General features: G+C 59.2%; 13 protein-coding genes, 1 tRNA gene and 1 pseudogene. 7 read left to right on the top strand and 8 right to left on the bottom strand.

Translation table 11 applies throughout. The annotated features are described in order from the left end of the window. Positions 1–711, bottom strand: a complete 711-nt coding sequence (locus RBB76_RS18580) for a sulfite oxidase heme-binding subunit YedZ (protein ID WP_429629182.1) — start codon at positions 709–711, stop codon at positions 1–3. Positions 712–832: 121 nt separating this feature from the next. Between RBB76_RS18580 and RBB76_RS18575 the strand changes: the two are divergent. After that, positions 833–1591, top strand: a pseudogene (locus tag RBB76_RS18575) (YoaK family protein); the annotation flags it as partial. A gap of 20 nt (positions 1592–1611) precedes the next feature. Here the strand turns inward: RBB76_RS18575 and msrP are convergent. Beyond that, positions 1612–2601, bottom strand: a complete 990-nt coding sequence (gene msrP, locus RBB76_RS18570; protein ID WP_429629181.1) for a protein-methionine-sulfoxide reductase catalytic subunit MsrP — start codon at positions 2599–2601, stop codon at positions 1612–1614. A gap of 143 nt (positions 2602–2744) precedes the next feature. Between msrP and RBB76_RS18565 the strand changes: the two genes are divergently transcribed. Continuing rightward, on the top strand, positions 2745–5579 hold the full coding sequence (locus tag RBB76_RS18565) for a PIG-L family deacetylase (protein ID WP_429629180.1): 2835 nt from the start codon (positions 2745–2747) through the stop codon (positions 5577–5579). Between the two features lie 226 nt (positions 5580–5805). Further along, positions 5806–6573, top strand: coding sequence for a 2-keto-4-pentenoate hydratase (locus RBB76_RS18560; protein WP_429629179.1), 768 nt, complete (start codon positions 5806–5808; stop codon positions 6571–6573). Between the two features lie 183 nt (positions 6574–6756). Here the strand turns inward: RBB76_RS18560 and RBB76_RS18555 are convergent, their stop codons facing one another. The 6 genes from RBB76_RS18555 to RBB76_RS18530 all read right to left on the bottom strand — a co-directional run bounded on the left by RBB76_RS18555 (position 6757) and on the right by RBB76_RS18530 (position 16089). After that, complete coding sequence (locus RBB76_RS18555; RefSeq protein ID WP_429629178.1) at positions 6757–7653, bottom strand: dimethylarginine dimethylaminohydrolase family protein; 897 nt, start codon at positions 7651–7653, stop codon at positions 6757–6759. Between the two features lie 297 nt (positions 7654–7950). Then, positions 7951–9084 carry a 4-hydroxyphenylpyruvate dioxygenase gene (gene hppD, locus RBB76_RS18550; protein ID WP_429629177.1) on the bottom strand — a complete coding sequence of 378 codons (1134 nt, stop codon included), beginning with the start codon at positions 9082–9084 and terminating at the stop codon, positions 7951–7953. Positions 9085–9169: 85 nt separating this feature from the next. Then, complete coding sequence (gene fahA, locus RBB76_RS18545; RefSeq protein WP_429629176.1) at positions 9170–10471, bottom strand: fumarylacetoacetase; 1302 nt, start codon at positions 10469–10471, stop codon at positions 9170–9172. Between the two features lie 188 nt (positions 10472–10659). Then, entirely contained in the window at positions 10660–13914 is a 3255-nt protein-coding gene (locus RBB76_RS18540) for an efflux RND transporter permease subunit (protein WP_429629175.1), read from the bottom strand. 94 nt (positions 13915–14008) lie between these two features. Beyond that, positions 14009–15100: an efflux RND transporter periplasmic adaptor subunit gene (locus tag RBB76_RS18535; protein WP_429629174.1), complete on the bottom strand. Its 1092-nt coding sequence runs from the start codon at positions 15098–15100 to the stop codon at positions 14009–14011. 221 nt (positions 15101–15321) lie between these two features. Further along, on the bottom strand, positions 15322–16089 hold the full coding sequence (locus tag RBB76_RS18530; protein ID WP_429629173.1) for a queuosine precursor transporter: 768 nt from the start codon (positions 16087–16089) through the stop codon (positions 15322–15324). Positions 16090–16200: 111 nt separating this feature from the next. Between RBB76_RS18530 and RBB76_RS18525 the strand changes: the two genes are divergently transcribed. From RBB76_RS18525 to RBB76_RS18510, 4 genes are all read left to right on the top strand, one after another. Next, positions 16201–16278, top strand: a tRNA-Glu gene (locus tag RBB76_RS18525). A gap of 12 nt (positions 16279–16290) precedes the next feature. Then, the gene (locus tag RBB76_RS18520; RefSeq protein WP_429629172.1) at positions 16291–17436 is read left to right on the top strand and encodes a hypothetical protein; all 1146 of its coding nucleotides are present in this window, start codon (positions 16291–16293) and stop codon (positions 17434–17436) included. A gap of 308 nt (positions 17437–17744) precedes the next feature. After that, positions 17745–18305, top strand: a complete 561-nt coding sequence (locus RBB76_RS18515) for a PEP-CTERM sorting domain-containing protein (RefSeq protein ID WP_429629171.1) — start codon at positions 17745–17747, stop codon at positions 18303–18305. A 148-nt stretch (positions 18306–18453) separates the two neighbouring features. Further along, positions 18454–19614 (top strand): glycosyl hydrolase family 28-related protein, encoded by a 1161-nt coding sequence (locus RBB76_RS18510; RefSeq protein WP_429629170.1) that lies wholly within the window; start codon positions 18454–18456, stop codon positions 19612–19614. Positions 19615–19748: the final 134 nt, after the last annotated feature.

Genomic DNA, 19748 nt, shown 5'->3' with positions numbered 1-19748 from the left:
CTAGACGGAGCTGGGGCGGGCGGGGATTGGAGTGGGCTTCTTGAGGCGCTTCATTGCTGTGTAGGCTACGCGGGCGAGAAGGAGGATCGTGAGGACTACGGTGACCTTCCATGGGGCGTTGTTGCCTTTTTTGACTAGCCACCAGAAGTGGATGACACCGGCGATTCCGGCGACGTAGACGAGGCGGTGGAGACGCTGCCAGTTTTTGCCGCCCATGGCTCGCATGATGAAGGCTGGCGAGGTGCACGCGAGGGCGAGCAGGAGGAGCCATGCGAAGAGGCCTACCTGGATGAAGCGGCGCTTGAGGACGTCTTCGACCATGCCGGGCCAGATGAGCTTCCACTGGGCGATTAGGGCCCCTGGGTGGCCGGCGCGGAGGCCTGTGATGGCGGTCGTGATGTCGTAGCCGGAGAAGAGGAAGATGTAAGTAGCCAGGTGGAGCGTTGCGTAGAAGAAGGCGTAGAGGCCGATGAGGCGGCGGAAGCGGATGAGGAAGCCGAGGCTGGTGGCGAGGCGACGGATGGGTGTGATGGCGAGGGAGGCGAAGAGGGTGTAGAGGGTCCAGTCGCCGGTGAAGTGGGTGATGTAGTTGACGGGGTCGGCGTTGAGGGCGAGCGCGCCTGAGGTGTAGAAGTGCACGAGCCAGGCGAGTGGGGCGAGACAGAGGAGGTGGGTGAGGACTTTGAGGAGGATGATGGCGCGCTTGGACATTGGTGGGGTTAGTTTAGCTTGGCTGTTGGATGGGACGCACGGAGGAGATTTGAGTTACAGCGGTATTTCTGAGCGAGTTTGTGGGTAGAGAAACCTGCGATGATGGGAAGAGGCGGTTGCAATGCCGATTGTCTACCTTCGCAGATTGACTGGAAATGAGCGCACCCAGAAGGCTAACCGGGAGCTTGCGCACTTTCTCGCTTTTATTGCTGGGGCGGCGAATGCTGGTGGCTTTGTTGCTGTAAAGCAATACACGTCGCACATGTCGGGGATCGTGTCGGCGATGGCAGACGCGGCAGCGGTACAGGATATCGGTGTGCTGGCGGCGGGGGCGAGCGCTCTGCTGGCATTTCTGGCCGGGGCGGCGTGCACTGCGATGCTGGTGAACTGGGGTCGGCGGCGCGAGCTCAAGAGCGAGTATGCGTTGCCAATGATGGTTGAGGCGGCATTACTCCTGTGCTTCGGGCTGATGGGGGGCCATCTGGCTCGTCACGAGTGGTTTTTGGTGCCTTCGACAGTCGCACTGCTTTGCTTCACGATGGGACTTCAGAACGCGATCATCACGAAGATTTCCAACGCGGAGATCAGGACAACGCATGTGACGGGGATGGTGACCGATATTGGGATCGAGATTGGGAAGGCTTTGTACTGGAACCGACGGAGCGAGAACGAAGGATATGTAGCGGTGAGGTCCGATTACAAGAAGCTGTGGCTGTTGATTTCGCTGGTGGGTCTTTTCTTTATTGGTGGGGTAGTTGGGGCGGCGGGATTCAACCGCGTGGGTTTCGTTGCTACGGTGCCGCTGGCGGTGCTCTTGTTAATGCTGGCATTTGTTCCGATTATGGACGATGTGCGCGCACGGAGTATCAGAGCCTGGCGAGCTTACTAGGATTTGTAACTTCAGTAGAACTTTTTGAGGTCCATGCCGGCGTACATGCTTGCTACCTGGTCGCTGTAGCCGTTGAACATGAGGGTGGGGATGTTGCGGGGGAAGGTGCTTGAGTCGAGACGGCGCTCGTGGGCCTGGGACCAGCGGGCGTTGTCGTAGTTGGGATTGACGTTGGAGTAGAAGCCGTATTCGCCGCCGTCGGCCTGGTTCCAGGTGGTCTCGGGCTCCTTGTCGGTGAAGTGGAAGCGGACGATGGACTTCGCGGATTTGAAGCCGTACTTCCAGGGGACGATGACGCGGACGGGAGCGCCGTTCTGGTTGGGAAGGACCTGGCCGTAGCAGCCGAAGGTGAGGAGAGTGAGGGGGTTCATGGCCTCGTCCATGCGGAGGCCTTCGCGATAGGGCCAGTCGTAGCCGGAGGGCTCGTCGGGCATGACTTTTTTGTTGTTGTAGGAGAAGAACTGAACGTATTTTGCGCTGGGGAGGGGCTGGCAGAAGTTGATGAACTCGGAGAGGGAGTAGCCGTCCCAGGGGATGATCATGGACCAGGCTTCGACGCAGCGGAAGCGGTAGACGCGCGATTCGAGTGGGCGATAGTGGATGAGGTCGTCGATGTTGATGGTCTGGGGCTTTTTGACCATGCCGGTGATCTGGATGGGCCAGGGGCGGGTGGGCAGGCGGTAGGCTTCGTGCGAGGGGTCGGACTTGTCGGTGCCGAACTCGTAAAAATTGTTATAGGTGGAGGCCTTGCCGAGGGGGGTTTGTGGATCGTCCAAGGTGTATTTGCTGGGGATGGTTTTGAGTTGTTCGGCGGCTTCTACCGTTGTGGGAGGGCTGATGAGCGAGGGGATGGTGCGGGCGGCGAGGGCGGCTGCGCCGAGGGTGGCGGCGGAGGTAAGGAAGCGGCGGCGGGTGGGATGAGGCTGCTGGAAGACGCTCTGGGGGGTGATTTCGGAGGAGCGGATGGTGGCTTCGAGGCTGGGCGATTTGCGGAGAAGCATTGCGGGGTTCCCTCTGTTACAGACTACTGCCAATAGATAGGACTCGGAATACGGCAGCTGGTTACAGGTACGGGTGAAACCGTCCGGCGGATGGAGCTTTGGTGCGTGATTTGAGGTGGTTGGGTGTGAGAGATTAGAAAGTAATGACTTCTCAACGGGTTTTCGCGGGTGTGGCTGCGGTATCGGTGATGGGGCTGGTGGTGGCGGGTGGGGTGTTGAGCTGCCAGGAGCTGCGGGATGCAGCGCGGATGGACAGGGCGAATCTGGCCGCAGAGCAGGTGAAGGCGGCGGTTGGGGTTCGGGGGATCGCTGCGAATGATGGTTCGGCTGCGCTGTGGCAGAGTTTGGTGAAGCTGCGTACGCGGGCGAGCTTGATGATGATTGTGGCGCATCCGGATGATGAAGATGGCGGGATGCTGACGTATGAGGCGCGTGGGCAGGGCGCGCATGTGGCGATGCTGACGCTGACTCGGGGTGAGGGTGGGCAGAATCTGATGTCTGCGGATTTCGATGACGCGCTGGGGTTGGTGCGGACGCAGGAGCTGCTGGCGGCGGGCCGGTATATGGGGATCGACCAGATGTGGGGGACGGAGGTGGACTTCGGGTTCTCGAAGACGAAGGAAGAGGCGCTGGAGAACTGGGGGCATGATCGCGTGTTGTATGACGCGGTGAGGGCGGTGAGGCTGTATCGGCCGCTTGTGGTGACTGCGGTGTTTGTGGGTGGGATCACGGATGGGCATGGGCAGCACCAGGTGTCGGGTGAGATGGCGCAGGAGGTTTTTGATGCGGCGGGTGATCCGAAGGTGTTTCCGGATCAGATTGCGGCGGGGTTGATGCCGTGGAGTCCGCTGAAGGTTTATGCAAGGGAGCCGTTTTTTTCTGTTACGTCGAAGGGGATGTATGACTATGCGACGGGAAAGTATGCTCCGGCGCGGTTCTATAACTATGTGACGAAGGAGTGGACGACGGAGACTCCGAAGGCAAATGTGACCGTGCCGGAGGGAGAGTACAGCCCGGTGCTGGGGATGACGTATTTGCAGTTTGCGCGGATGGGGCTGGGGTTGCAGAAGTCGCAGAACGGCGGGATGGGGATACCGGCGGCGGGGAGGTTTGATGTCGCTTATCACCGGTATGCTTCGCGGGTGAAGACGGGCGAGGAGGAGAAGAGTTTTTTTGATGGAGTGGATGTAACGCTCACGGGGATGAGCTCTTTGGCTCCGGGCGAGACGACTTTTTTGAAGCAGGATCTGGCGAAGATCGATGGGTTGGTGGGGCAGGCGGTGGGGGTTTACAAGATTGCTGCGCCGGAGAAGACGGCTCCGTTTTTGCGGGATGGATTGAAGGCTACCGATGAGTTGATTGCGAAGGTGGAGGGTAGCGGGCTGACGGATCGGGAGAAGTACGATCTGCTTCATGAGCTGCGAGTGAAGCGGGTGCAGTTCAATGATGCGATTGTGCAGGCGCTGGGGCTGAGTCTGCGGGCGCAGGTTGCGGGGAAGGCGGACAACGGGCCGTTTGCGCGGTTTGGGGATGGTTCGGATACGTTCGTAACGGCGGTGCCGGGGCAGAGCTTTGGGGTGCAGATTCGCGTGGCGAATGGGAGCAAAGTGCCGGTGACGTTGAAGGGCGCGGGGCTGGCTTCGAATGCGGGCGCGACGTTTGATGACGCGGGAGCGAAGGCTGAGGGGAAGAGTGTGGTGAGTGGGGAGGCTTGTGACGCTTCGTTTCAGGTGAAGTTGCCGGAGGATGCGAAGGTGACACGGCCTCCGTTTACGCGGCCCGGGATTGAGCAGTCTTACTACGATGTGGCTGATCCGGCGATGCGGAATGCTTCGCTTCCCTTGCCTGCTCTAACGGCGTGGGTGACGTTGGACTACGACGGCGTGGAGGTGAAGCTGGGGCAGGAGGTGCAGACGCTACATCGGGTGACTGGGCAAGGGACGGTGTATGAGCCGCTGGTGGTGGCTCCGGCGATCTCGGTGGCGGTGTCGCCGTCGGCGGGGGTGGTGCCACTGACGGAGAAGACGCTGATGGTATCGGCGAAGGTGAAGAGCAATGTGAAGGGCGCGGCGACGGGGACTGTGAAGCTGGAGTTGCCGAAGGGATGGACGGCGTCGCCGGAGAAGGCGGAGTTTTCGCTGGCGAAGGATGGGGATTCGGTGGATGTGCCGTTTGTGGTGACGCCGGGGAAGATGGCAGAGAAGGCTTATACGATGACTGCGGTAGCCAGATATGGCGGTAAGGAGTATCGCGAGGGGTATAAGACGGTTGGGTATGCGGGGTTGCTGCCGGCGAATTTGTATCGGCCTGCGACGTATCGAGCGCGGGGAGCGGATGTGAAGGTGGCTCCGGGGTTGAAGGTGGGGTATCTGCCGGGGACTGGGGATGAGGTGCAGGCTTCGCTTGAAAATCTGGGGGTGCATGCGACGACTTTGACGATGGGTGATGTCGCTGCCGGGAAGTTGAGTGGGTACGACGTGGTGGTGCTTGGGGTGAGGGCTTATGCTGCGCATCCTGGGCTGGCGGCGGCGAATGGGCAGCTGCTGCAGTATGCGAAGAATGGCGGCGTGGTGATTGTGCAGTACAACACTAGTAATTTTGATTATGGGCCTTACCCGTATTCGCTGGGAGACGCGGAGAAAGTGGTGGATGAGAAGGCGCCGGTGCGATTGGTGGTGCCGGATAGCCCTGTTTTGAGTTGGCCGAACAAGATTACGGAGCGGGACTTCGATGGGTGGGTGGAGGAGCGTGGGCACGGTTTTATGGGGACGTGGGATGCGCAGTATGTTGCTCCGCTGGAGACGCATGATCCGGGGCAGGATCCGCAGAAGGGTGGGCTGCTGGTGGCGAAGACGGGTAAGGGCGCTTATGTGTATGTGGCGTTGGCGCTGTATCGGGAGCTGCCGGAGGGAGTGCCGGGGGCTTATCGGTTGTTTGCGAATCTGTTGAGTTTGGGGAAGAGCGGGGCGGCGAAGTGAACGAGTCGAAAGCTGGGAAACAGCTGTGTGAATTTGCAAAATGATCGCCGTGAAGTTTGTATTTTGTGGCCAGCAGGAAAGAAGCAGGTTCCTCCACTTCGCTACGCTTCGGTCGGAATGACATCGTTGTCGTCAGGCGATGAGCTTGCGAAGCAAATCACATCACTCTCTTTCCACAAGCATGGCTGCAAGACAGATGCGGGTTGGTTGAGAGACACTGGACGACATGATGACTGGTGAGAGAGAGAAACAACTGATTGAGGCTGCGGATCTACTGCTGGATGCGCGGCGGACCGGTGTTCCGATTGAGGATCTGCCGGAGGCTTTGCAGCCGAAAGATCTGGACGAGGCTTATGCGCTGCAGGATCGGATTGCGGAAGCGTACGGAGAGATCGGCGGGTGGAAGATTGGGGCTCCGAGTGCGGAGGCTACGCCAGTGTTTGCGCCGATGCCGTTGGCCTGGATGGCAGCCGATGGAGCAGTCATTGGAGGGGTGCGGAGGTATCGCGGGCTGGAGTCGGAGATCGCGTTTCTGCTGGGTAAGGATTTGCCTGCGAAGGCTACGTCCTATGCTTCAGAGGAGGTCGTGAGTGCGATTGCGAGCTGTCATCCGGTGATTGAGGTGATCGAGAGTGGGCTGCTCGATCCGTTGAAGGCGGCGAAGTTGTCGATGATTGGCGATCTGCAGATGCATGGCGGGTTTGTGTATGGGCCGGCAGTTGTGGATTGGCAGAAGATCGACTTCAAGACGGAGCATGTGTCTATCGCCGTCGATGGGATGGTGCGGGTGGAGCGGACGGGGTCGAATACTTCGGGAGACTTGATGCGTTTGCTTCCATGGCTGGCGAATGAAGGCTCTAAGCGGACAGGTGGGTTGAAGGCTGGGCAGTGGGTGACGACGGGCAGCTGGACGGGCGTGACATCTGGTGATCCGGGATCTGCGGCGGATGTGAAGTTTTCTACTGCGGGTGAGGTTCATCTGCGGTTTGAGTAGCTCGCTTTTAGGGGCGATGCGGGGAAGCTTTAGTTCCCTGCTCTTGCGGATTCGATGGTGTTGGGGCGCTCAAGCGAAATGCGGGGGTCTGGGTCTCTCCACTGCGCTGCTCACGGTGAGACTGTGAGCAGCTTCGGTCGAGATAACGATGTCTTTTTAGTAGATGAAGAGAACGAGCCAGTTTTATGAGGCTAAGCTGACTGCTTCCTTCTCGGGGCGGCTGAGCTTCATGACGAGGCATTTGGCGGCGCCGCCGGCTTTGAGGAACTCGGTGAGGGTGACTTCGATGAGGTTGAAGCCGCGGGTTTCGAGTTGGTGGCGGAGGTCGGTGCTGATGTTGTTGAGGATGATGGTGCGGTCGACGTTGATGGCGTTGCAGGCGAAGCAGATGGCGTCAGACTCGCTGACGATGATTCGCTTTTCGGCTGGATAGAAGGCTTCGATCTTTGCGCGGGAGGCTTTGTCGAAGGCCTCGGGAAAGTACATCACGTAGCCGCCTGCGAGTGGGGCGAAGCAGGTGTCGAGGTGGTAGAAGCGGGGGTCGATGAGGTGGAGAGAGGTGACCTCGATGCCCCAGATCTTGCGGAGCGGGTTGTGGCTGGAGGGGTCGGTGCGGGGGCCGTAGCCAACCCAGAGGCGTGTGCCGTCGGTGGAGAAGAGTGCGTCGCCTTCGCCTTCGAAGGGCGTGGTGCGGGGCGTGTCGACGACAGTGTAGCCGGCGAGTTGGAACCAGCGGCGGAAGTGAGGTTCTTCGCCCTGGCGCTCGGGGTGGAAGAAGCTGCTGATGGCGACGGTGCCGTCGCGCTCGAGGCCGGCGTTGGCGGTGAAGACCATGTCGGGTGAACCGGGCTGGGGCTCGACGAGTTGGACCTGGGCGATGGTGGTGACGGCTTCGTAGAGGCGCTGCCACTGCTCGGCGGCGCGGGTGCGGGAGGAGGCGTGGACGTTGCCGGCCATCCAGGGGTTGATGACGTAGTTGACGTCGTAGAGCTTGGGGGGACACATGAGGAAGGTGGCGGGGGTGGATGCGATGCTGGCGAGAATCGCCGGGGTGGTGATCTCGATGGGTTGCGTGCTCATGTCTGAATGTCTCTCCATGATGAGCATGGAGGATCGCAAAAGCCGCGTCAACACTAATGATTATGCATTTGTAACGGATATTTATACATAAAGGCTATGTCCTGCCGGACGGGCCCACTGCGCGTGGAGCGGTCACTTCGTGACTTGTGTACCGCTTCGCTCGGCGCTCCCGTTGGTCGCGATAAATGATGATTCTGACCAACGGGAGACCGATGCAGTCGTTCCGCCGAGACAGGTATACGCGTCACGAAGTGACCGCCCTCCGCGTAGGAGGCCCGTCCGGCAGGACCATCTCTTTTACAGGTTGCCGCGTAGTTCCTGTTCTCTTTCGATGGCTTCGAAGAGGGCCTTGAAGTTTCCTTTGCCGAAGCTGCGGCTTCCCTTGCGCTGGATGATCTCGTAGAAGACGGTGGGGCGGTCTTCGACTGGCTTGGTGAAGATCTGGAGCATGTAGCCTTCGTTGTCGCGGTCGACGAGGATGCCTAGTTTTTCTAGTTCTTCGATGGGCTCGTCGATCTTGCCGATGCGGGATTGCAGCTCGGTGTAGTAGGAGTGGGGGACGGTGAGGAAGTCGACGCCTTGCTGTTTCATGGCGGCTACGGTGCTAAGGATATCGTTGGTGGCGAGGGCCATGTGCTGGACGCCGGGACCACCGTAGAAGTCGAGGTACTCCTCGATCTGGGACTTGCGACGGCCTTCGGCGGGCTCGTTGATGGGGAATTTTACGTAGCCGTTGCCGTTGGCCATGACCTTGGACATGAGGGCGGAGTACTCGGTGGAGATGTCGTTGTCGTCGAAGTGCTGGTAGAGGGAGAAGCCCATGACCTTGGCGTAGAAGTCGACCCACTCGTTCATGGAGTTCCAGCCGACGTTGCCTACGATGTGGTCGATGTGGAGGAGGCCGACGGGGCGGGCGATTGGGTCGTTGGTGACGGCCTTGTAGCCGGGGAGGAAGGCGCCGGTGTAGTGGGTGCGCTCGACGAAGGTGTGGACGGTTTCTCCGTAGGCGGCGATGCTGGCGGTAGTGACGCTGCCGTTGTCGTCTTTGGCTTCGGTGGGGGGCTGGATGCTGCAGGCGCCGCGGCTGGTGGTCTCGAGCCAGGACTGGCGGGCGTCGTCGACCCAGAGGGCTATGGAGTGGACGCCGTCGCCGTGCTTGTCGACGTGGCGGGCGATGTCGGAGTCGGTGCGGAGGGCGGTGGTGAGGACGAAGCGGACCTTTCCCTGCTGGAGGACGTAGCTGGCGCGGTCGCGTTGGCCGGTTTCGGGGCCGGCGTAGGCGACGAGGGACATGCCGAAGGCGGCGCGGTAGAAGTAGGCAGCCTGGCGGGCGTTGCCGACGTAGAACTCGACGTGGTCTGTGCCCTTGAGGGGGAGAAAGTCGATGGTGGCTGATTCTTGCTGGGGCTGGGTCGGGGCGTGTGTTGCCATAGGGAGTCTCCAGGGCGCGCAGGTCTGGTGATGGCCTGCATGCAGGATGAGGATAGTTCAAGGGGGTTGGGGTTGGCTAGGGCGGTCAGGTGAGGGCGGGAAGGATGGTGGCGCGGCACTCGCCGAGGCCGATGCGGGGATGGCCGGGAGATTCGCAGGAGCCGCGCAGGATGATCTCGTCGCCATCTTCTAGGAAGGTTCGGGTTTCGGCGGTGGGGAGGAGGATGGGTTGGGCGCCGTTGCGGGTGAGTTCTAGTAGGCAGCCGGCGGAGGCTTCGGCGGGGCCGGATATGGTTCCGGTGGCGAGGATGTCGCCTACCTGGAGGTTGCAACCGTTGCTGGTGTGGTGGGCGATCAGTTGGGCGGGGGTCCAGTAGAGGTCCTGGGCGTTGGATTGGCTGAGGAGGTATGGCTCCAGGTTATTGGCCTTCATGGTTTTGGTTAACAGCAAAACTTCAAGTTTTGCATTCAGGTTTCCTTGTTTCTGATCTTCGGCGGAGTGGAGGTATGGGAGGGGCTTCGGGTCGGTGGCGGGGCGAGGAGATGCGGGGGCGCGGAAGGGATCGAGGGCAGCGATGGGGGTGACCCAGGGAGAGACGGTGGTGGAGAAGTTCTTGGCGAGGAAGGGGCCGAGGGGCTGGTACTCCCACGATTGGATGTCGCGGGCAGACCAGTCGTTGAGGAGGCTGATACCGAAGATGTGAGTGGCGGCGGTGGAGATGGGGACTGGAATGCCGAGTGCGCTGGGCTCGCCCACATAAAGTGCCAGTTCAAGTTCGTAGTCTAATTTGCTGGTGGGTAGGAAGTTGGGTTGAGCCTCTTCTTGCGGTGGTCGGGATTGGCCTATGGGCCGGACGACAGGGTCGCCGCTGACGATGATGGAGGAGGCTCGGCCGTGATAGCCGATGGGGATGTGTTTGTAGTTGGGAAGAAGAGGCTGGTCGGGGCGGAAGAGTTGACCTACGCGGTTGGCGTGGTGGATGGAGGCGTAGAAGTCGGTGTAGTTGGGGACGTAGACGGGTTTTTTGAGGGTCGATCCGGCGATGGAGTGGAGGGCGGCTTCGGCTTTTTCCTTGTGCTCGGGCTTTGCGTCGGCGTGGAGGAGGGTGGTGAGGGTTTTGCGGAGGAGAGCCCAGGCTTGGTGGCCCTGGGACATGAGCGGGTTGAGGGTTGGGGCCTGGCAGGACTCGGTCAGGGTTGGAGGGAGAAGGCCGGAAGTAGCGCAGGCGTGGAGGTCGAGGAGGTGGGTGCCGATGGCGACGCAGAGATGCTGCTGGTCTTCGGCGGTGAAGGCTCCGTAGGGGAGATGGGTGAGGGGGAAGTCGGTGGTGGGGTGGTTGGCGTTTGGGAGCCAGCTTTGGGTGGCTGCGATGCTTTGTTTTGCCATGCAGCATGATAGCCCGACTGGCGTTTTGTTTTTAGGTGTGTCCTGCCGGACGGCGCCCTGCGCGGGCGGCGGTCACTTCGTGACGTGTGTACCCCTTTGGGTGGCGCTCCCGTTGGTCGCGTGTAGGAATTCTTTGCCGACCAACGGGAGGCCTTGAGGCGAAGCCGGTATATTCCCCACGAAGTGGGTTAGTGGGTGGTTTCGGCGCGGGCGGTGTGGACCTTGCCGCCGGAGAATTTGCTGAGGATGGTCTTCAGGATGACGTAGAGGACCGGGATGAAGAAGAGGTTGAGGATGGTGGAGAGCACCATGCCGCCGACGATGGCAGTACCGACCGAGTGACGACCGTAGGCGCCGGCGCCGGTGGCGAAGTAGAGAGGACCGACACCCAGGATGAAGGCGATGGAGGTCATCAGGATCGGGCGGAGGCGCAGTTCGGCGGCTTCGATCGCAGCTTCGGTGATGGTGCGGCCCTGGGCGAGGAGTTGCTCGGCGAACTCGACTATGAGGATCGAGTTTTTGGCGGAGAGACCGATGAGCATGACGAGACCGATTTGGACGTAGACGTCGTCGACCAGGCCGCGGAGGGAGACGAGCGAGAGCGCGCCGAGGATGGCCATCGGGACAGCGAGGAGGATGATGAACGGCAGAGCGAAGGACTCGTACTGGGCCGAGAGGGTGAGGTAGACGACCAGTAGGCCGAGGCCGAAGATGATGATGGCCTTGCCTTCGGACTCTACTTCTTCAAGTGCAAGACCAGTCCACGAGTAGGTCATGCCCTGGAGTTTGGCCTTCTCGAAGAGTTTGACCATGGTCTGGTTACCTTGACCGGAGCTAAGCCCCGGGGCGGGCGAACCATCGATCTCGGCCGAGCGGAAGAGGTTGTAGTGGTTGATGACCTGAGGGCCCGAGATCTGCTGGACGGAGACGAGGTTGTCGAGCGGAATCATCTGGCCGGTGTTGGAGCGGACGTAGTACTGGCGCAGGTCCTGCGCGTTGCGACGATACTGCTCGTCCGCCTGAACGTACACGCGGTAGGAGCGGTTGTTGAAGTTGAAGTCGTTGACGTAGCTGGAGCCCATGAAGGTTCCGAGGGCAGCGGTGATCTGGGTGAAGGGAACGCCTACAGTTTCGGCCTTTTGTCTGTCGACGGTGACCTGAAGCTGCGGATCGTTCGAAGTGAACTGGGTGTTCATGGCGATGAGCCCGGAGCCGGGAGCATTGCCTTGCGCAACGAGGGTGTGGGCGACGCGAGCGATGTCGTCGAAGCTGTTGCGACCGCCGTCCTGGAGGATGAATTGGAAGCCGCCGACGGTGCCTAGACCGGCAACGGCGGGGGGTTCTGCGGCGAAGGCGATACCGCCGGGGACGCCGAAGAGCTTGGGTCCTACATCGCGGACGATGTTTCGTGCAGTGTACTTGTCACCCATCTTGGTGCGGTCGTTGATGGGCTTGAGCGGGGCGAAGATGAGGCCGGAGTTGGGTGAGCTGCCGCCGGCGAGTGAAAAGCCCATGACCGAGAAGGTGCCGAAGACACCGTCGTTCTTGCGAACAACGTCAGAGACACGGTCGGCGAACTCGGTGGTGTAGCTGAGAGACGCGCCGGGGGGCGTCTGCACGATGATGAGGAAGTAGGACTGGTCTTCCTGCGGGATGAAGGCGGTGGGTACGTGGTTGTACATGAACGCCGTGGCCGCGAGGGCTCCGACGAAGAAGATCAACATGACGTAGCGGATGCGGACGACGAAGGTGACGATGCGCGCGTAAGTTCGGATGACCCATTGGATGACGGCTTCGATGGGATTGAGAAGCATGCCCATGATGCCGGTCTTCTTCTCTTCGGGGCGCAGGAGAATGGCGGCTAGCGCGGGCGAAAGGGTAAGGGCGTTGAAGGCTGAGATTGCGATGGAGAACGCGATGGTGAGCGAGAACTGCTTGTAGAGAATGCCGGTGGTGCCGGGGAAGAAGCTGACCGGAATGAAGACGGAGATGAGCACGAGCGAGGTCGCGATGACGGCGCTGGTGACCTCGGCCATGGCGATGCTGGTGGCTTTGTGAGGATCGGAGGAGGTCTGCTCCATGCCGCTGCCGGTCTTCTCAGAAGCGATCGTATCGGGGGCGTAGGGGTCGGGTTCGCTGAGCTCGTGACGCTCGGGGATGACGGAGTGTCCGGAGAGGTGGCGCTGCACGTTCTCGATGACGACGATGGCGTCGTCGACGACTAGACCTGTGGCAAGGGTGATGCCGAAGAGGGTGAGTGAGTTGATGCTGAAGCCGAAGATCTTGATGAAAGCGAAGGTGCCGACGAGCGAGACAGGGATGGTGACGGCAGGGATGATGGTGGCGCGCCAGTCCTGCAGGAAGAGGAAGATGACGATGACGACGATGACGATGGCTTCGCCGATGGTGGTGACGACTTCATGGACCGACTCGCCGATGACGAGGGTGGTGTCGACGGCGATGATGCCTTGCATGCCGGGGGGGAAGTTTTTCTGGAGGTCTGCGAGGACGGCGCGGCACTTCTTGTCGACGTCGAGGGCGTTGGCATTGGAGAGCTGTTGGACGCCGACGCCGATGGCGTTTCCGCCAGAGTATTTGAGGTCGGTGCTGTAGGTTTCGGCGCCTAGCTCCGCTCGGCCAATATCTTTGAAGAGGACGACTCCGCCAGCCGTCGGATTATTTTTGACGACGATGTTGTCGAACTGCTTGGGGTCGTCGAATCGTCCGATGGCTCGGATTGCCATCTGGAATTGCTGCTTGGGGTCGGAGGGCGGCTGACCAAGCTGGCCGGCGGGTACTTCGACGTTCTGTTCGGCGAGTGCGTTGGTGACGTCGAGCGCGGTGAGGCCGCGGGCTGCGAGGCGGTTCGGATCAAGCCACAGGCGCATGGCGTATTTGCGCTCGCCGAAGATGACGACCGCGCCGACGCCGGGTACGCGTTTGAGCGCATCGCTGACGTAGACGTCGAGGTAGTTCGAGATGAAGGATGGCGAGAGGGAGTGATCGGGCGAGATGAAGCCGGCGGCGAAGACGAAGTTGGAGTTCGCCTTGGTGATGCTGATACCGGTGTTGTTGACTGTGGCGGGAAGACGGCCCTGAACGGTGGCGACGCGATTTTGCACGTCAACGGCGGCGATGTCGAGGTCGTACCCCGTCTGGAAGGTGATGGTGATGGCCGAGGTGCCGTCGTTGGAGCTGGTGGAGCTCATGTAGCGCATGCCTTCGACGCCGTTGATGGCCTGCTCGAGGATGATGGTGACGGCGGACTCGACGTCCTTGGAGTTTGCTCCGATGTAGTTGCTGGAGACGACGACCTGGGGCGGCGCGAGATCAGGATAGAGCGAGATGGGGAGGGACGGTATGCAGACCGCACCTGCGAGCACGATGAGAAGCGCACAGACCGTGGCGAAGATCGGACGACGAATAAAGAAATCTACGAACAAGGCTGACCTCTAACCGGAGCGGCTGGCCCGGGGTGGAGCTTGAGACTGTGCGGAGTCCAGATGGACCCCGCAAGGAATGAATGAATCCAGCTGCTTAACCGAGGGGCTTGACCGGTGCACCCTCCTGCAGGAACTGCAGACCGGAGGTGATCACCTTTTCTCCGGTCTTGAGACCGGCGAGAACGGGATAGGTGTTGCCGACGGTTTCGCCAACTGTGACCGGCACCTGGTGAGCGACGTAGCCGTCACCTTTAGGCGTGGCAACGTAGACGAAGGTCTGGCCGCCTACGAGGCTGACAGCAAGGACAGGGACCGTCGGAGCGGGGGACGTGCTCCAGGTGACGCGGGCCTTGACCAGCTGCTGATTGCGAAGGAGCTGAGCCGTACGCGGAATATCTGCCTTGGCGAGGATGCTCTGCAGACCGTTATCGACTTGAGGCGAGAGGAAGTTGATGGTCGATTTGGCGAGGATATTGCCTGCTGTGTCGATGATCGCGACAGGAAGTCCCTTGCGAATTTGCGAGGATCGCTCGGTGGGGATGTAGATGTAGGCTTCGAGGTCGGCGTTCTCGTCCACCGTGGTGAGAACTGTGGTGGGAGAGACGTAGTCGCCGAGGTGGACGGGGATGTCGCCGACGACACCGTTGAAGGGCGCACGGATATCGTAGTAGGCGAGCTGCTGCTTCTGGGTGTCGGTGAGGGCGGCGTTGGACTCGTAGTCGGCCTTGGAGTTCTCGTAGGCCTGGTTGGCCTGGTCGTAGGTGTCGCGCGAGACGACTCCGGCTTCGAAGAGCTTACGCTGCCGGTCGACTTCGATCTTGTTGTAGTCGAAGAGGGCCTTCTTCTGGGCCTGAGTTCCCTGCTGCGACTGAACCGAGGCCATCTGCTTCAACGGATCGATGCGCATGAGCACCTGACCGGGCTTGACCACGTCGCCTGACTTGACGAAGATCTTGACGATGTTGCCATCGACTTGCGGCTGCATGGTGGAGGAGCGGCGGCTCTTGATGGTGGCGACGTAGGTGTCGGAGTTAGGCACAGGCGACAGCGATACGGGCGCTACCTGAACGGGCATCGCCTGCATGGGGGGAGGCGGAGCGGCGGCGGGCTTGCAACCTGCGATCAGGCATGCGGCCGCGCAGATAAGGACAGGAAGGGCGCGGGGTGTGTTCACAATCAGAGGCACAGAACTTCTCCTTCACAAGCGACAACTTCGACGACAAGCCACCGAGAGAGTTGCAATAAGCGGCGGACAGAAAGATTTTGCAGGCGCAAGATTCTGCGGATCAACGGTTTACTGGCTACAACTCGGGATTTCAATTTTAGATGACCATCTCCTCACGAAAGGTTCGGAATATGTATCTAAAGACTTTTTGAGCCGAACCAGGGTGGTTCGGGGGGCGTACGTTAGGCGTCCAGAGTGCTCTTTTCAGCAAATGAAAAGGGATTGAAGCTTTGGTGACGATCAAACGCGTCGGAGTGCTCAGCGCGTTTCAGCCAGTTTATGACAAGATACGTGATCGGAGTGGCAATTACCTCGTAACCGACCTTCAGGGTGTAGCCGGTGAGGATGATGTTGACCAGGGTGCGGGCCGGGTAGATTCCGCCGAAGGTCAGGGTGATAACGAGAATCGTGTCGACCGCCTGGCCGACGACGGTGGAACCGATGGTGCGGGTCCAGAGCCTGCGTCCGTTGGTGAACAACTTGAGCCGGGCCATGGTGTAGGAGTTTGCGAATTCGCCGGCCCAGAAGGCGATGAGGCTGGCGGCCAGAATGCGCGGGATGAAGCCGAAGACGGTGGAGAAGGCCTGCTGGTTATGCCAGCCTGGTGCGGAAGGCAGCGCGATGACGATGGCTCCGATGAGATAGAGGAGGGCGGTGCCGAAGAAGCCCAGCCAGATGGCGCGGCGTGAAGCTGCGAAGCCGTAGACCTCGGTGAAGACGTCTCCGAAGATGTAGGTGATGGGAAACAGGATCACCGCTCCGCTGATAGCGAATGGGCCGATGGACCATGTGCCGATGGAGAATGGACCGAAGAGGCAGACTTTTTGTGCGATGAGGTTCGAGACGAGCAGGATAACGACGAAGGCGGTCGTCAGAGCGTCGAGATATCTGAAACTGCGGCGAGTCGTTGGTGTGGCACTCGGTTGGATTGGGTGGAGTTGCGCGGGCATCCCTACCAGTATGCCGTGCGTGGTTGCGGCGCGCCAGTTTTTGACAGGGACTCAGCGCCTTGTTAGCGTTGGGAGTGGCGCGTGTGCTTGCCGACGCCATCAACCTGGAGCGTCCCCGTCGTCTAGCCCGGCCCAGGACACCGCCCTTTCACGGCGATAACATGGGTTCGAATCCCATCGGGGACACCAAACAAAGACGGCATGTTTGGCGGCTACCAACAACTGACCGCCGACATTTCTGGCAGTCTTGCTACATACCAGTCTGTTGAAGGCGAATGGTGCGGACAGGTACGCACCTATAATCCCGCAATGCCCTCGTTTCTTGCTGCCCATGTTCACTGGCTGTGGCAATTACTGCACACAGCCAAACATCCATATTCAACAGTCACGCTCTTGCTCTTCATGGTTGTGGGGGCCCTCCAGACCTTCGTTGCGATTAAGGGCGGCGCGCTGGCAGTCGAAACACTCAATGCCAAACCGAGGATAAAGAAGGAACACAAAAGGCAATTCGTCTGCTTCGGTTTCGCCCTGCTAATCGCGACGGTTTGGACAGGCTTATTGAATGACGAAAATCAAAGAGCCACAGATGGTCGAGCGACCACGCTTGAAGCACAGCTGACTCAACTCAGCAATTCCGTTCTAACGAGCGACAAGTTGAAGGATGAATTGGACAAACATGCTGCTAGCTCAACGTCGCCAGCGGAACTCTCACAGTTGAAAGACCAGTTCCAGCAAGCGCGAAACCTAGCCAATGGACTTGCAAGGCTGTATGCAACAGTTCCACAGCCCACGAGCAACAACAAGCCGCAACCACCAGTTCCCACACCAGCGCCCCAAGCCACTCCGCAAAACATCTTTCCCCAGCCTCAAAGTCGTTCTGCTGTCCCAACACCGGCATCAGTTCAAGCCAACATCGAACAGACACTCAAAAAACTTGCTGACATAGATCGCACTGCCGACTTTTCCGTGCAGATGACGCTAAGCCCAATCCGAAGCATGTACATCATGGGAGGCGGTTTCGCCGGTCCGGGTCAACAGTCTCGCGAACAAGCATTTCGAAACACCATTCCGCAACTAGAAGGCATAGTCAAAAATCGAAACGATGCATTTCAACGCCTTCTGCCTGAGATCAATCAAGAGCGAACTGACGCACATGGGCTGTTGAAGCTGTCAGGGCAAGATGTTGCGGCTGATCAAGCAGATTTCGCCACCGTATTGGGAAAGTCGAACGCGAAGATTACCTATCCTGACAATTGGCAACAATCAATGCCTCTGTATCGGCTCACATACAGCGACATGAACGCCTATTTGTCCGGATTGGAGCAACGGCTTAAAACGCTTAAGTAAGAAGACTCCCATTCCGAATTTCGGGCAAAATCTTTGCGATTGACCACGCTGACTCACTAACAACAATTGATGACGCGATCAATCAACAATGACTAGCTAACACGACAAATTAGCTTCAAGTTTATGGGACTGTAACCAGGTTGGAGTTTTGGTGGAGCGAGAGTAGGAAAAGTTCTGCATACACAATCGGACAGACGAAGGAGATAGCTCAAAATACCGAGTACCGAAGGGGGCTTTGGAAAAGATACGGTGGGCCTTGAAATGCATGACGAGGGTGCATCACAAACCCCAGTGTTAACAGGAGATTTATGTCCCGGCTATCCCTCGCACTCTGCGGCCTTGTTCTAGCTGCACTCCCCTCCACCTCTGCCCTGGCCGACACTGTCACATTCGACTTCAGCTTCACCAGTGGCGACGGAATCTCTGGCAACGGAAGCTTTACAGCAACTTCAGATGGGTCGGATCAATATCTGATTCAAAGCATTACGGGCACAACGAGCACGAACGGGAAAAACGATCTCTCAATCGATTCCCTGCTGGCTCCTGATAGCTTTCCTCCCGCCAGCTTTGGCACTGCAAACGACAATCTGCTTCTGTTTTCGCCAAAGACCGACACGTATTCGTTTGACGGGGGCGGACTGGCCTACAGCCTGTCGAACGGCGCGATGGTCGACCTTTTCTCCGTGGGCAATAACGACGGCGTGCTTCTGCGGAAGGCGGGCGCAAAGAACGACAACAATGACCCGGACGAGCTGGCGAACTTTACTATTACGCCCGAAGCATCGCCAGTTCCCGAGCCTACGTCGCTGATGCTCCTGGGGACGGGTGTGGTGGGAATGGCCGGAATCATCCGACGCAAACTTGCCTAAGAGTCCTCGAAGTGACGAAAGAGGCCGCCTGTTTAAGGCGGCTTCTTTTATTTAGAGAACGTTCAAGGGATGACACTCTGATGACATCCTTTTAGTCGTTTCCCTCTTAAAATTGTTTCGTCACAATAGCCGTCCCCTGAGGCATACGATGAAGCACGTTTCGACTTGTCTGTCGGTACTTGTGTTGAGTACTTTGCTGTTCCCTGGCTCCATTCGTGGTCAGACATCGCAGCCTACGACAGGCAAGGGTGGGACTGGTGTCTCAGCGACCTCCGCGCCTGGCGGGCTATCTACGATCAGCGTTGCTAATTACGGAGCGAGGGGAGATGGGAGTGCCGACGATACGGCGGCCATCAACTCGGCAATGTCGGCGTGCGTCGCGCGAGCGCTTCCGCACAACGGATGTGTTCTCTACTTTCCGGCGGGGGTTTATATCACTACGGGACTCACGCTTCGGTCCTACGTGAATATAAAGGGCGATGGATGGGGGGCTTCTGTGCTGTTGCTCAAGCCGCATACCGCGGCAAATGTTCTGACTGTGCCTGTGGACGCGTTCAACTTCAGCATCACCGGCCTGACGCTTGATGGAAACTCTGAAAACGGAGGGAGCGGGAATTGCTTTTTCGTTGCTCCTACGTCCAAGGAACCGGCAGAGTGGAACACCGCCAATAAGCAAACAGCTCCGGTCAATGCTCAGAAATGGGGCCATGTCGAGGAGGTAATGTTTTCTCATTGCTCGGTGGATGGCATTCACATCAATGCCTTTAATTACATGCTGTTTTTCGACAACTTCTATGTCTTCGATAACGGCGTCTACGGCATATACACAGAAGGCACGAACAGTGGATTCACGAATTTTCAGATTGAGCGGAACGGCACAGCGGGGATACACCTCGCAGGTTCGAATGACCGGTTCACCTCGGGCGAGGTGATCTGGAATGGGGGGACCGTGGGTACGGAGGCCGCGGTGTATGTGTCGGGTGCACGGAACATCATCACGGCTGTCGAAACGGAAGATAGTTATACCAATGGTTTCTTCGACAAGGGCAACGACAATGTGTTTATGGGGTGCGTCTCCGATTCCAATGGTTATGCTCCAAAGAACGTAGACGCATCGTCAAGGGTCGCGAGCGGCTTTGTCATCGCGGGGTCAGGCGGCGTCTACATCGGTGACAAGGTGACAAGCTATCGTAGCCGGCTGCCGGATGGGAACTTCACTACGGAGTGGCCCTATCGTCTTGAAAACCGCGACAACGGGAAGATCGACATCACCTACGACAGCACCAATAAACCGCCTCGCACGCGCTAGGCCAAGCTGACGCAAGAAAGCGACGTCCTAATCTCTGACTCATGATGGTTGATTGCGATGAATGGGTCGTTTCGATTTGCTGATTATCTCGGCATCGCGTGCTGATACGACGGCTTCTGAAAGCGGAAGAAGCG

The sequence above is a fragment of the Tunturiibacter psychrotolerans genome, from assembly GCF_051013365.1.
In the GTDB taxonomy this organism is placed as follows: Bacteria; Acidobacteriota; Terriglobia; order Terriglobales; family Acidobacteriaceae; genus Edaphobacter; species Edaphobacter psychrotolerans_A.
The sequence above is the reverse complement of the archived record's forward strand: the minus strand, read 5'-3'. Positions and strand labels throughout refer to the sequence as shown.